This is a genomic window from Paenibacillus sp. FSL H3-0286, assembly GCF_045040705.1.
In the GTDB taxonomy this organism is placed as follows: Bacteria; Bacillota; Bacilli; order Paenibacillales; family Paenibacillaceae; genus Paenibacillus_AQ; species Paenibacillus_AQ odorifer.
The window spans coordinates 3234743-3248087 of sequence record NZ_CP150285.1; the positions used below are offsets into that span (position 1 = coordinate 3234743).

Here is a 13345-nt window from a genome sequence, read left to right on the forward strand (position 1 = left end):
AAACATGTATTACCTGGGATTATTAATTGAATATATCAAAAACTATATGAAGAGCCGGCTCACCTATCGCGCTGACTTTTGGGTAGAGGTCATTTCAGACTTACTTTTTCAAGCTACCAACTTTATCTTTATTCTCGTAATTTTTATGCACACAGATAGCCTGGGCGGCTGGAATCAGAATGAAGTAGTGTTCGTTTATGGATTCTTTATGGTGCCATTTGGGGTGTTTAGTTGTTTTGTGAATCTATGGGGATTTAGTGAACGTTACATCGTTAAAGGTGAGATGGACCGTATTTTGACACGCCCAGCTCATAATTTGTTCCAGATCTTTTTGGAAAATGTTGATCCACCAGCACTTATGGGCTCATTCATAGGTATTATTATTATGGCCATCAGTGGCAGCAATCTGGGTCTTCCTTTTGAATGGTGGACGATACCGGCTCTGATCGTTCTAACGTTAAGTGCGGTCGCCATCTATACGGGGATTTACACAACGTTGACTTCATTGTCTTTCTATTCGGATGCTCCTACCGGCATTCTTCCGTTAATGTACAACATTCAGACTTATGGCCGGTACCCGGTAACGATTTACAATCGTGCTATACAGGTATTGCTTACTTGGATCATTCCATTTGCATTCGTCGGAGTGTATCCAGCCGCGCTTTTTCTACAGCGGGAGGAGATGACCAGCCTTGCTCTGATGACACCTGTAGTAGGCGCTATATTCCTGGGGATTGGTTTGTTAGCCTGGAGTTATGGCGTACGAAGATATAAAGGTGCGGGGTCTTAAGTTAAGCTAGTGTTTTGTTAAGTTGGAAAGGCTACCTTCGGGTAGTCTTTTTTTTCACCCGGAATTCATGAATATGCTAAAATCATTTATATCTACAATGGGGAGGAATCATAGATGAATGTGTTAGATATTTTACCAGCACCCGAAAACTTAAAAAAACTTATGAAAATACTTGCTTCTCTAAATATTGTCTTATGTCCAGAGGAATGGCTTCGCTATCATAGTTTTGATTCTAAATTTGATAAGAATGTTTCTCTAGCATCGATCGATAATGGCTCAGGCGATAATTTGTTTATTATTTTTACACCTCAAGGAACGGTAATTAAAGGTTTTGATCATGAGTCCGAAGTAAGTCCATATGCGCGTGACGAACATGAAGTTTGGCCAGGAATCTATGAAGAGGTCCCAACCTCGCTATTGTCTTTACTGGAAGATGAGGCGATAGCTAAGGATGATGTTACTTTTTGTTTTTGGCGTGAAAATAATGATTTGACGTGGCAGAAGGGGAAGGTAGAGATTCCAGCGGAGGTAGAAGATGGTTCGGACTTTTTGCTAGGGACTATTTTCCGCACAGCTGAGGATTTTGTGGAATTTGCCGAAGGTTATTTTGAACTCACACTCCCTTTAGAGGTTGTTGCACAAGTTTATGAGGGGGCAGCCATTACAAAAGAGATGATCAAAGCGTTAAATCCTGATGGTGATGTAGAGACAATCCTTCAGGAGTTAGCAGAGCTAGACTCTTAGGGACTTATCGATTTTGAAAACAAAGGGGGATGCGAAATTGGAACTTTACGTGGAAAAGCTGAATGCTGATGCTGCTTGGGATATTTTAAGCTGGCAATATGATCCACCCTATGATTTTTACAATAATGAACTAACTCCTGAAGCTATAAGTGAAATGCTAGAGGAAGCATTTTTTTCTGTACTTGATGCAGATAAACAATTGATCGGATTCTTCTGTGTAGGAAGTCCAGCACAGGTTCCAAATGATAAATATACATATTCTCAGGATTTTATAGATGTGGGTTTAGGAATGAAGCCTGAGTTAACCGGACAGGGGAATGGGACTCTATTTTTCACAACAGTCCTTAACTATATTAATGAGAGATGCGAGGAAAAACCAAAGCGGCTGACAGTGGCGAAGTTCAACGATAGAGCGATACGCTTGTATGAAAAACTAGGATTTAGCAGGGAAGCTGAAATCGTTAAAGGAACTACAGAATTTATAATTATGATTTGTAATGAAAATGATAATCTTGCTTCCATGTATGAGCGGGCGAAACCCGGCGAACTAATTACTTTTGGCGCTTATCCGCAAATGGCGGACGGAGCAGACCAAATGCCGATAAAGTGGCGGGTGCTGCAAAATTCAGGTAGAGAACTGTTCATTTTGAGCGAGTATATTTTGGACTGCAGGCGGTATCACGGTGAATATGTTGACGTTACATGGCATGACTCCGATTTGCGAAAGTGGTTGAACGATGAGTTTTATAATGCCGCTTTTAATGACTCCGAGCACAGGCTCATCAAGACTACACAATGCACAGATAACGGAGAGGGAAGTATAAACACGGAAGATAAGATTTTTCTGCTTAGTGTTTCGGAGGCGAATGAATTCACCTTTAAACTTGGAGAAGATACTTTACGTGCGAAGCGTAGGGCGATAGGAACGGGATTCTCCAAAGTGAAAAAGAACGATGGATGTAAATTGTATGTGTATGATAAAAAAGTCAAAGCTGATTATATCCTTGAGAAGGATGAAGAGTTTGGCTGCTCATGGTGGTGGCTGAGAACTCAACCTGCGATTTCCTCACGTGCGTATTTTGTAGGTACTCGTAGCAGTATTCGCAGTTACGGACATGTCAACTTAGCTTGTTACGGTGTGCGCCCCGCTTTAATCCTTAATCTTCAATGAGATAATTTCCAGAGCCTTGCCCATCTGCTCTTCGCGGGAAGTGAACCCTACCACAGAAACAAAACAGCCTGAACCCCTAGGAATACAGGACTCAGGCTGTTTATTATTGTATCTATTTCATGGAATTAGACTTGTCTTTAGCATTGAGTGTAGCAATCAGTTTCTCGCCTTCGACATCCAGGTTTGGCAGAATACGGTCGAGCCATTTTGGAAGTGCCCAAGCTTTGTTGCCGAAAATAGACATTACAGCAGGAACTAATCCCATTCGAATAATGAAAGCATCGATTAAGATCCCTACGGCCAGTGTAAAGCCGATTTGTTTAATCATGACATCATCCGTAAAAATAAACCCTGCAAAAACGGAGATCATAATTATAGCAGCACCTACTACGACACGACTCACCTGGTTGTATCCATGAACAACGGACTCTGATCCCTCATGACCATGAACGTACGATTCACGCATGGAACTGACAAGGAAAACCTGATAGTCCATCGCAAGCCCATATAGGATACCCGTAACGATGATTGGCATAAAGCTTAGCAATGGGCCACCGGTGTCGAAACCAAAGAGAGAATGGAGCCAGCCCCATTGGAACACGGCTGTGGTGATCCCGAAGGTAGCGAGTATGCTAAGCAGAAAGCCGATCGTAGCTTTGATAGGAACGATAATCGAACGAAATACCAACAGAAGAATAATGAGCGATAGGAGAATGATGATTCCTACATAAATGGGAAATACATCTGCCAGTTTGGCCGACATATCGATGTTAACAGCGGTAAATCCGGTAACCCCGAGTTTAACATCATTACTTTGAGCGATACTAGATTCCGTAGCCCGTAAATCATTCACCAGATTTTTGGTTGTTATATCGCTAGGACCCGTTTCTGGAATCAGACTGAAGATAGCCAAATCCTTAGTCATGCCCAGAGGAGTGACCAACGCGACATTCTTTTGAGCTTGGAGCTCTTTTACAAGATTTCCTAGGAGCTCCGGAGTGACTGGATTGGAAGAATTCTTTGGTTCTGCAACCAAAATAAGCGGTCCGTTAAAGCCCTCTCCAAAACCCTCGGATATAGCATCATAACTTTGTCTTGCTACCGTATCCAAATTCGCTGAGGCAGCTCCGGGAATGCCCATTTCCATTTTGGCTATAGGGGTTGCTGCTACGCCAAGTACCACGACGATGGCAACAATAGTGACCCAACGATACTTGATGACGAATTTAACCCATCTATCAGCTATACCGCGGTTACCCGTTTTATGATGATCCTTGTTTTTCTTGCGAGCTTTAGGCGAACAGATGCGTTCACCCACCAATCCGAGCAATGCCGGCAATAGGGTTAAGGCAACAAATACGTTGATGAGGACGGTAGCTGCTGCTACTAACGCCATCGTTGATAAGAAAGTAAGCCCGATTACAAGCATACCGCAGAGAGCAATAATAACCGTCAAACCGGCGAAAAATACGGCGCTGCCGGATGTGCCAATAGCTCTAGCCGCAGCTTCTTGTGCGCTTAATCCTTGATCAATAATCATCCGGCGTTGGCGATTTACAATGAAAAGAGCATAATCGATTCCGACGGCTAATCCAATCATAAGCGCCAAGACGGAAGTGACACTAGGCATTTCAATGAATTTGGAAATAGAAAATGCTCCACCTACACCGATGCCGACTCCAAGCAGTGCAGTTATAAGGGGCAGACCTGCTGCAACGACAGAGCCAAGCGTCACCAGCAAAACAATTGCAGCAATGACAAGTCCGACAATCTCAGCTGATCCTACACCGATAGATACTGATTTAAGTGTCTCGCCCGGCAGTACAGTAATGTTAGTATCTTTCTCGACATTCTTGACGGTATCAATTACAGAATCAAAAATATCTTGAGAGATAGCAGATTGCTCAATAGTAAACTGGAATTGGAACAATGCAATGCTACCGTCTGCGGAAAGAATAACTCCAGGTACTGGAACGCCATCTGCCATCAGAGGACCATAGGAAAGGGGTGCTGTGGCTGCTACAGACTGATCCATACTGGCAGCCTGAGTTGCTTCAGTAGTTGAACTACTTGCTTCCGCTGCGTAATCCGCAGGATTAATCACTTCGTTTATACCGTAAACCTCATTAACACCTTTAGTGATCGCTGCCAAACGTTCTGGCGTATCCAATCGCTCATTTTCAGGTGCTTTGAACACGACACTTCCTTGTCCACCAGATGCAGCCGGAAGTTCTTTTGCTAATTGATCCAAAATCTTTTGCGATTCTGTGCCTTCAATCTTCATTTCTGAACTGATATGAATACCATTCATGCTGATCATAGAGATGACAATTCCTAAAATTAAAATCCAACCTAAAATGAAGTACCCAGGTTTGCGATAAGCGGTTTTTCCCACTCTGTATAATAATGTTGACATGTATCTATTTTACACTCCCTCGTTGATGAAAACTGATTGTTAGCCTATTAGAATCCGTTGCGTAAATATCCGTAAATAGTTTCCAAAAATTGATCGAACGTAAGCGTTTCAGGACTTGGATCGTCGCTCGTCGTTTGTCCCGGAAGCAGCACATTAAGTTTTCCGTCAATTAAGGGAAGTACAGTTCCGTAAACCGAATTTATAAGCAGATAAGTATAGACCTCGTCATACTTACCATTTGACAAGTGCAACAATGTTTTTTGTGCTCCAGTTTGCGTAAGATGTATTGCTCTTAGATAATGGGGCTCGAGAGCTGGGAATTTTCGGGAAAGTAAAGAAAGCTCACGCAACCTCCCTATAAGCTCAGATGTAAGTTGCATCTTAATTAGTTGATATAAGGTATCCAGCAGGGAGGCATTATCAGGAATTTTGGTGAGCAATTCTTCATACTCATTCGTGTTCCGTACGGTAACTGCTCCCATCGCAACTGCCTCTTCCTTGCATGTGAAATAGTTTGCGAAAGTTCTTCTGGAGTAGCCAGCTTTTTGCACGATATCTTCAACAACAAAACCGTCTAACCCATGTTCAAGTGCAAGTTCGAATGCCGCTTCAGCTAGCGCTTTTTCAGTGGCTTCTTTTTTGAAATCTCTCAACGTTTGTTTAATCATAATTTTATGTATACACCTCCCATATGGCTGTTATTGTGGTGAAGATTAGGATTAATGACTATATACTAATGTAAACTTGCCCAAAGTGCAAACTTTCTCATTGGGCAAGTTTACGCTTTGGGATCTGCTTATAGAAAATTCCCGGCAGTTTCACAGCAGAAAACAGGAAATAAAAATAGAATAATTTCTCTTTATCAACAGATGAAAAGAGTACATAATTACAGACGACCTCATTAACTCTAGAAATATTTTGTGAGTATTATAAATGATCTTTTTCAAAGAGGGGAGTTCGTTGTATGTATGGAATTCTGGCTGTTTCCGGCCTGTCTTTTCTTCTGGTGGCGGTGTTTACGCCTCTATTAATCTGGACGCTGCATAGACTGAGGTTAACGCAGCCGATTCGTGCCGAGCTTCCAGCAGAGCATCAGGCCAAACGGGGTACACCACTAATGGCAGGGTTGATCCTGCTTATCGGGATAGCGATTTCGCTGCAGTTTCAACCCGGGCCTCTAATGTTACTCTTATGCGTTACGTTTTTGTTGTTTAGTTCAGTCGGATTTTTGGATGATTTCAAAAAGGCTTTTTGGCAAAATCCATCCGGCATCAGCGGCCGCTCAAAACTAGTGCTTCAATTTCTTTTTACTGGAATTATATTATATGTGTTGTTCCATTCGTTCGGCCTGACGAGTAATATCGAGTTATTTAAAGGCCAAAATCTGCAGTTGCCTGTGTACCTTTATGTGGCCATCATTTTGCTGTTTGTGGTCGGCTCCGCGAATGCCATCAATTTTACAGATGGTCTCGATGGGCTATTGATCAATGTTGCCATACCGTCGTATTTTTTCTTTTTTATGATTTCGGACAAACCTGAAGTGCAGACATTTTCACTTGTTATGATCGGTTGTCTGCTAGGGCTTTTGCTTTACAATATTTATCCTGCAAGAGCGTTTATGGGCGATACTGGATCACTGGCGATCGGTGGCTCCCTTTCCGTTCTGGCTGTCATTGAAAAGGTTGAGCTCTTGCTTCCAATTTTATTTTTCATTTATTTTGCGGAGCAGTTGTCGGTCATTTTACAAGTTTGGTACTACAAACGGACGAAGCTGCGGCTATTTCGGATGGCTCCGATCCATTACCACTTCAGCTTAAAATACGGATGGAGTGAGAACAAAATCGTGATGATTTTCGGTTTCATTTCGTGGGTATCCGTACTGCTGTGCTGGTTGATTTGGAAATATTTAATTCACTAAACGAACAATTCGATACGAAACATGACTCTACATAATGTTATTGCAACAACGAGACATCGGCATCTTTTGTATTTACAAATCTATAAAAGTAGATATAATGGAACACATGGAACCTTTATTGATATTCAAAGCGTTGTCTAACGAGACTCGCAGTCAAATTATGATATGGCTAAAAACTCCCGAGGAATTTTTTGATGAAAAGCCTTATTTACAACAAGGCCTAAAGTTTCAAATTGGGATTTGCGTGGGAGATATTCAAGCTAAAGCGGGGCTTGCACAGTCGGTTATTTCGAGCTATCTATTGACTATGCAAAAAGCTGGTTTGCTGGAATCTGAGCGAATTGGGAAGTGGACGTATTATCGTCGAAACGAAAAGACAATTCAAGAGTTTTCCGAGTATATTAAAGAGAAACTATAGGAGAAAGGAGGAAGGGCTTTTTTTTTGGTAATACATATCTACAAATCTAAATATGTAAATATAAATGGAGGATTATTTTAAAATGAAAAAGGTTAACCCTTTGCTTATTATTATTTTGGCTTTAGGCGTATTTGGCATTATTACAACGGAAATGGGGATTATAGGTGTTCTGCCACAGGTAACTCAAAAATTTAATATATCAACTTCTCAGTCTGGATGGCTTGTAAGTATATTTGCTTTAGTTGTTGCTATTTCAGGTCCATTTCTGACCTTATTGGCTTCTGGAATTAATCGTAAAATAATTCTATTAACTGCTGTGCTTATTTTTGCAATTTCAAATATTGTTTATGCGTATACGACCATGTTTGAAGTAATGCTGATTTTCCGTATTATCCCTGCTATTTTTCATCCCGTGTTTTTTTCAGTTGCACTTGTTACCGCTGCCCAACTTGTCCCTCCGGAAAAGAGCACCAAAGCAGTTACAAAGGTTTTCGCCGGAATAACGGTCGGGTTTGCTTTTGGTGTGCCTTTGACTTCTTATCTCGCGGACAAAATTTCGTTAGAAGTCGCTTTTCTGTTTGGAGCTGTCGTAAGTATAATTGCCTTTTTAGGAATACTAGCTTGGCTTCCTTCCATGCCAGTTAAAGAAAAAATGTCATATGGTAAACAACTTGGTATTTTACGCAAACCCCTATTGTGGTTAAATATTGTGGCAGTTATTTTTATCTTTGCAGCTATGTTTTCTGTGTACAGTTACTTTGCTGAATATCTTGGGCAGGTAACACATATGAACGGGTCATGGATTAGTATCATGTTGATGGCCTTTGGGATAATCATGATTTTTGGGAATTTTTTATTTGGAAGCCTTTTGCATAAAGGCATTACAAAGACCGTTATCATGTTTCCATTGTTATATGCGGTAACTTACTTATTCGTATATTATCTAGGTTCTTATTTCCTTCCGATGGTTGTTATCATAATCATTTGGGGGGCAGTGCATTCCGGCGGACTGATTGTCAGTCAAGCATGGTTAACGACCGAAGCGAAAGAAGCTCCCGAATTCGGTAACAGCTTGTTTATCTCATTTTCCAACCTTGGAATTACTATAGGGACTGCTATCGGTGGCTGGTTTATTTCTCATGCAGGAATACAGCAACTCATCTGGATCGGAATTATGTTTTCCCTGCTTGCTTTCTTATCGATCATAATCAAAATAAAGATTTCCAAATTAAACGGGGTAGAGTAAAGGCGAAACAGCGATAGCCAAGTATCTTTTTTCTGGTACACGGCTGTCGCTGTTTTCTATGATTAGTAGTACAGTCTTGTGTTTTTAAGTTTTTTAATTTATTTTTAATAGACCCCATGAAATTACATACGTGTATAAGAAAGAGGTTATCAATGAATAAGATTTATCTAGTAAAAAGCTTTCTAGCTATCACACTCTTACTTGGAACAACAACTGCCTGCAACTTAGCCGAGCAGATTACTTTAGAGCCAGTTCCAACGATTACGGCTGATTCCAGTTCTGGATTGGGTTCTACGCCAGACAATACAACAGAGGACAACAAACGTTTAATAGATGCAAAGGTAACAAGAGTAGTCGATGGTGACACCATGAAGCTGACTATAGGCGGCAAAAAGGAAACCATTCGTTTATTGCTGGTTGATACTCCAGAGTCAGTGAATCCGAACATCCCCGAACCACAGCCCTTTTCGCTAGAAGCTTCTGATTTCGCCAAAAAGATGCTTACGGATAAAGATGTACAAATTGAACTTGATGTATCGGAGCGGGACAAATATGGCCGCCTACTTTGTTACCTCTATATAGATGGGAAAATGTTCAATGAGATTCTGCTAGAGCAGGGTTATGCACGTGTAGCCTATGTATTTGCACCTAATACAAAATACGTAGATCAATTTCGAGCGATTCAGGATAAGGCGCGAGAGCGGGGAATAGGTATTTGGAGCATTGAAAATTACGCACAAGACAATGGTTTTCATGTGCAGAAAAAGAAATAAACTTTAATTAGCTTAGGATATTTGAGCCTATTAGAAGAAAGGATGTAGTTTTTTGAGCGATTATATTATGGAGTTAAGAAAGCTGGTAGGTACCAGACCGCTTATAATGGCAGGAGCCTGTGTTTTATTGTGCAGCAATCATCAATTATTATTACAACGTAGAACGGACAACGGATGCTGGGGTTTGCCAGGTGGCTCGATGGAGCTTGGGGAGACTTTAGAAGAGGTCGCTAAGAGGGAGCTTTTTGAGGAAACGGGCTTAACAGCCAAAGGTCTTGAATTGTTCGACATGTTCTCTGGAAAAGATCTTTATTATAAATACCCGCACGGGGATGAAGTATATAATGTTGTGGCTGCGTATCTATGCACAGACTTTGATGGGGCGCTAAAAGTAGATGGAATTGAAGTGCAAGAATTGCGTTTTTTTTGTTATGAAGAATTGCCAAGCGAGCTGTCTCCTCCAGATGTTCCCGTCATTAAGAGGTTTTTGGATCGTTTTGTGAAGTGATGTCGGATGGTATTCAAAAGATTAAAGAGGGCTGCCTAGTGGTAGCCCTTTCTTTAGTTTGCCATTTCCTCGGAAGTTTCAGTACAACCACGAATTTTCCTGTTGAAAATAACTATAGCAGCAGTGTTGACTTCGTCAAACTATTGGAGTAGTCTGTATCCAAGACCCAAACTATTGCAATAGTGTAAGGAGATGATTTAAATGACTATTAAACTTTTTGATTCGGAACTTAAAGTAATGGAAGTGTTATGGAAAGAAGGAGATAGGTCTGCCAAACAAATTTCTGATATTTTGAAGGCTGAGATTGGTTGGAATATGAATACAACTTATACTGTTATCAAAAAGTGTATTGGTAAAGGTGCAATTGAGCGCTATGAACCTAATTTTATGTGTCATGCGTTAATTGCTAAGGTGCAGGTACAAGAAATGGAGACAGATGAGCTGATTGACAAGGTGTTCAATGGTTCTGTCGACAAGTTATTTGCATCCTTACTTGGGCGTAAGAAATTATCTGCTCAACAGATTGAGAAGCTCAAACAAATCGTCGATAACGTTGAATGAGGTGATGGCCTATGAGCACCTTTATGAATATGAGTTTTACTGCTGCGGTGATGATCGTGGCTATTATTGTCATTCGAGCGCTGGTCATCAATAAGCTGCCTAAGAAAACCTTTATGGTGTTATGGGGGGTGGTTGTATACAGACTACTGATTCCCTTTTCTTTGCCGTCACCATTTAGTATTTACACATGGGTTGATAGTTTACCTTTGAATAATTCGAACAATGTGACTTTCGTTAATCCGTCCTCCCCACTAACCTTAACCATGAATCTAGTAGGTTCGACTTCGACGTCTGAGGTTCAGTCGATTAATAACCATTTGTCTTTTGCTATCTCGTCTATCTTAGTCATTTGGATAATGGGTATGGTTATTTCCGCATTGTACTTCATCATCACTTATGTGAAATGTCGAAGAGAATTTCATGCTTCTTTGCCTGTTGATCATCCAGTTGCTTTGAAGTGGCTAGATGAACATAAGTTGACTCGCACGATACAGATCCGGCAATTGGATTTAATCCGTTCACCCCTAACCTATGGAATTAAGCATCCAGTAATCCTACTGCCGAAAAATACAGACTGGAGTAATATTGAGCAGATACAATACATTCTTATGCATGAACTAGTACATATTCGACGATTCGATCAGATAACGAAGCTGATATTAACAGCTGTTCTCTGTGTTCATTGGTTTAACCCGTTAGTGTGGGTCATGTATATGCTGGCTAATCGTGATATTGAACATTCCTGTGATGAAACGGTTGTGCGATCATTTGGCGAAACAACGAAAAGAGCTTATGCGATGTCTCTTATAACAATGGAAGAACGAAAGAATAAGCTAAACCCTTTAAGCAATCATTTTTCAAAAAATGCGATTGAAGAAAGGATTATGATGATTATGAAGATGAAAAAAACGACCACCGCTGCGACTGTTCTAGCCATTGTCTTAGTTGTTGGGGCTACGGCTGTTTTTGCAACCAGTTCAGCGAAGTCTGTTGGCTTGAAGACGAATCAAGATTCATCTGTGTTGACTCGTGGGGACAATGATAATATTCAGTACTCAACGAATGGAGGAAAGACATGGATGAGCCAAGTGGAGTATGAAGCAAAATATCCCGTTTCAGATGTAGAATGGTGGACTTATGATGAATACAAAGCTTGGCTCGAAGATGAAAAAATAGAACTCCCAAAAATAATTGGAGGAAAAGCATGGACCTCAGGAGATGGGTGGTTCACATGGACACAGAAGCGTGTGGATGATGTTATCGCTAGGTATGAAAAAAATCTTGCTGATATTAAGAACGGGACAAAAATTTCAAAGACCGTGAATGGTCAGGACGACATGATGTTGTCCTCTAATGCGACTGAAATAAGTACTTCTGTCTACAGTGAAACCATTTCGTCGGACAACGGTGAGGTTATCTCATTTGGCCCGTTTGACACGAAGGAAGAGCTTCTTGCTAAGGTTAAACCTTACTGTGAGCAACAAGTCAAGCAAGGAAATATGACGCAGAGGGAAGCGAAAGAGATACTGAGCAAATACAATTAAGAATAATCTAAGAGTGTGTTGTCACATAAATGTTAGATTCCTGCTTAACTTCGATTTCTAAAGCGTCACCCTTCCCGCAGAACGTTAATAAGATGAACAATGAAACATGACATCAGCCCGGAAAGGTGTGCGATTATGGACGGAACAATCCTGAATTTCTTTGCTGGCGGCAACACAGCTCACGGCTTCTCTAACCTCTATGAGTCGTCATTGCAAGGTTTAACACGTTTGTTTGTTTTAAAAGGAGGCCCCGGTACGGGGAAAACTAGAATCATTCGAGAAATCGGAGATCTTCTGGCTCAACAAGGTTATGAGATCTGGTTAATTCACACAGCGTCAGATAATGATTCACTCGACGGAGTGGTTATTCCTGAATTAAAAGTAGGAATTATAGATGGTACGGCTCCACGGGTCATTAAGCCAGAATTGCCTGAAGAGGCCATCATACATGTGAATTTGGAGCAGGCCGTCGATACGCTCCAGTTAAGCCAGCGTTGTATTGAGATCGACAGCTTAGTTGATCAGTACACGGAAGAGCATGAACTCGCTTATTCAGGCTTTGCTGAAGCACTCCGCATTCATGACGAATGGGAAGCGATTTATATTGCGACAATGAATTTCCAAGCCGCTGATGAGCTGACTCAGGAGTATATTCAACTTCTGTATGGTGATCAGAACTTCGAAAAAGTAAGCCGGGTGGATCACCGTTTTTTAGGTGCAGCTACGCCTAAGGGTGCAGTGGATTTTGTACCTAATTTAACCGCAGGGCTAAAAAGATATCTTGTAAAAGGTCGCGCGGGTTCCGGTAAATCTACACTTTTAAAAAAATTGGCGGCTGAAGGAATAAAACGTGGTGTCAATGTTGAGATTTACCACTGTGGTTTCGATCCGAACAGCCTTGATATGATTATCGTACGCGAGCTTGGGTTTGCTATTTTTGACAGCACAGCTCCGCATGAGTATTTCCCTGATCGTGCTACCGACGAGATTGTTGATATGTATTCACGGTGCATTCAGCCAGGTACGGATGAAGCTTTTGCCGAAGCCATCGCAAGTATTAAAGAGCGATATTCCAGCACCATGAAACAATCCATTCAACATCTGACTGATGCCAAAGTATTTTTGGATGAGTTAAAGACAATCTATGCCGACGCTACAGATTTTGACCATGTAGATCAGATTAAATCCCAAATTCAACAAGAAATCAGCGGGATTGTAGAAAGTCCTCAGGAGGTTTAACCTTCATTAAAGATCGC

The 13345-nt window shown here is 41.2% G+C and carries 13 protein-coding genes; 11 read left to right on the plus strand and 2 right to left on the minus strand.

The genetic code is table 11. From position 1 onward, the window contains the following. Positions 1–4: 4 nt before the first annotated feature. From MHB37_RS14605 to MHB37_RS14615, 3 genes are all read left to right on the plus strand, one after another. Positions 5–790 (plus strand): ABC transporter permease, encoded by a 786-nt coding sequence (locus MHB37_RS14605; RefSeq protein WP_076190041.1) that lies wholly within the window; start codon positions 5–7, stop codon positions 788–790. Between the two features lie 114 nt (positions 791–904). Next, complete coding sequence (locus MHB37_RS14610) at positions 905–1534, plus strand: hypothetical protein (protein WP_076190042.1); 630 nt, start codon at positions 905–907, stop codon at positions 1532–1534. Between the two features lie 37 nt (positions 1535–1571). After that, entirely contained in the window at positions 1572–2705 is a 1134-nt protein-coding gene (locus MHB37_RS14615) for a GNAT family N-acetyltransferase (protein ID WP_256717158.1), read from the plus strand. Between the two features lie 112 nt (positions 2706–2817). Here MHB37_RS14615 and MHB37_RS14620 read toward each other — a convergent pair whose 3' ends face one another. Together MHB37_RS14620 and MHB37_RS14625 are read right to left on the minus strand one after the other, a co-directional pair. Next, positions 2818–5121, minus strand: coding sequence for an MMPL family transporter (locus MHB37_RS14620; RefSeq protein ID WP_076190043.1), 2304 nt, complete (start codon positions 5119–5121; stop codon positions 2818–2820). Positions 5122–5168: 47 nt separating this feature from the next. Beyond that, on the minus strand, positions 5169–5789 hold the full coding sequence (locus MHB37_RS14625; RefSeq protein ID WP_076126175.1) for a TetR/AcrR family transcriptional regulator: 621 nt from the start codon (positions 5787–5789) through the stop codon (positions 5169–5171). 296 nt (positions 5790–6085) lie between these two features. Between MHB37_RS14625 and mraY the strand changes: the two genes are divergently transcribed. The 8 genes from mraY (at position 6086) to MHB37_RS14665 (ending at position 13328) form a co-directional block, all read left to right on the plus strand. Then, positions 6086–7039 carry a phospho-N-acetylmuramoyl-pentapeptide-transferase gene (mraY, locus tag MHB37_RS14630; protein ID WP_076305483.1) on the plus strand — a complete coding sequence of 318 codons (954 nt, stop codon included), beginning with the start codon at positions 6086–6088 and terminating at the stop codon, positions 7037–7039. A gap of 106 nt (positions 7040–7145) precedes the next feature. Then, complete coding sequence (locus MHB37_RS14635; RefSeq protein WP_248548330.1) at positions 7146–7457, plus strand: helix-turn-helix transcriptional regulator; 312 nt, start codon at positions 7146–7148, stop codon at positions 7455–7457. Between the two features lie 82 nt (positions 7458–7539). Further along, on the plus strand, positions 7540–8703 hold the full coding sequence (locus MHB37_RS14640) for an MFS transporter (protein WP_248548176.1): 1164 nt from the start codon (positions 7540–7542) through the stop codon (positions 8701–8703). A 152-nt stretch (positions 8704–8855) separates the two neighbouring features. Beyond that, complete coding sequence (locus tag MHB37_RS14645; RefSeq protein WP_076126181.1) at positions 8856–9476, plus strand: thermonuclease family protein; 621 nt, start codon at positions 8856–8858, stop codon at positions 9474–9476. A 67-nt stretch (positions 9477–9543) separates the two neighbouring features. Then, the gene (locus tag MHB37_RS14650; protein WP_248548331.1) at positions 9544–9984 is read left to right on the plus strand and encodes an NUDIX hydrolase; all 441 of its coding nucleotides are present in this window, start codon (positions 9544–9546) and stop codon (positions 9982–9984) included. Between the two features lie 201 nt (positions 9985–10185). Next, positions 10186–10545: a BlaI/MecI/CopY family transcriptional regulator gene (locus MHB37_RS14655; RefSeq protein ID WP_076126183.1), complete on the plus strand. Its 360-nt coding sequence runs from the start codon at positions 10186–10188 to the stop codon at positions 10543–10545. Positions 10546–10556: 11 nt separating this feature from the next. Beyond that, on the plus strand, positions 10557–12089 hold the full coding sequence (locus MHB37_RS14660) for a M56 family metallopeptidase (RefSeq protein WP_339248561.1): 1533 nt from the start codon (positions 10557–10559) through the stop codon (positions 12087–12089). A 135-nt stretch (positions 12090–12224) separates the two neighbouring features. Next, the gene (locus MHB37_RS14665; RefSeq protein WP_339248564.1) at positions 12225–13328 is read left to right on the plus strand and encodes a PRK06851 family protein; all 1104 of its coding nucleotides are present in this window, start codon (positions 12225–12227) and stop codon (positions 13326–13328) included. The last annotated feature ends 17 nt before the right edge of the window (positions 13329–13345 follow it).

What these genes read in the sequence shown, in the direction of transcription:
- MHB37_RS14610 (WP_076190042.1), top strand. Translation starts at nt 905, where the DNA reads ATGAATGTGTTAGATATTTTACCAGCACCCGAAAACTTAAAAAAACTT.
- MHB37_RS14605 (WP_076190041.1), top strand. Translation starts at nt 5, where the DNA reads ATGTATTACCTGGGATTATTAATTGAATATATCAAAAACTATATGAAG.
- MHB37_RS14665 (WP_339248564.1), top strand. Translation starts at nt 12,225, where the DNA reads ATGGACGGAACAATCCTGAATTTCTTTGCTGGCGGCAACACAGCTCAC.
- MHB37_RS14655 (WP_076126183.1), top strand. Translation starts at nt 10,186, where the DNA reads ATGACTATTAAACTTTTTGATTCGGAACTTAAAGTAATGGAAGTGTTA.
- MHB37_RS14645 (WP_076126181.1), top strand. Translation starts at nt 8,856, where the DNA reads ATGAATAAGATTTATCTAGTAAAAAGCTTTCTAGCTATCACACTCTTA.
- MHB37_RS14635 (WP_248548330.1), top strand. Translation starts at nt 7,146, where the DNA reads ATGGAACCTTTATTGATATTCAAAGCGTTGTCTAACGAGACTCGCAGT.
- MHB37_RS14650 (WP_248548331.1), top strand. Translation starts at nt 9,544, where the DNA reads ATGGAGTTAAGAAAGCTGGTAGGTACCAGACCGCTTATAATGGCAGGA.
- MHB37_RS14620 (WP_076190043.1), bottom strand. Translation starts at nt 5,121, where the DNA reads ATGTCAACATTATTATACAGAGTGGGAAAAACCGCTTATCGCAAACCT.
- MHB37_RS14640 (WP_248548176.1), top strand. Translation starts at nt 7,540, where the DNA reads ATGAAAAAGGTTAACCCTTTGCTTATTATTATTTTGGCTTTAGGCGTA.
- mraY (WP_076305483.1), top strand. Translation starts at nt 6,086, where the DNA reads ATGTATGGAATTCTGGCTGTTTCCGGCCTGTCTTTTCTTCTGGTGGCG.
- MHB37_RS14625 (WP_076126175.1), bottom strand. Translation starts at nt 5,789, where the DNA reads ATGATTAAACAAACGTTGAGAGATTTCAAAAAAGAAGCCACTGAAAAA.
- MHB37_RS14660 (WP_339248561.1), top strand. Translation starts at nt 10,557, where the DNA reads ATGAGCACCTTTATGAATATGAGTTTTACTGCTGCGGTGATGATCGTG.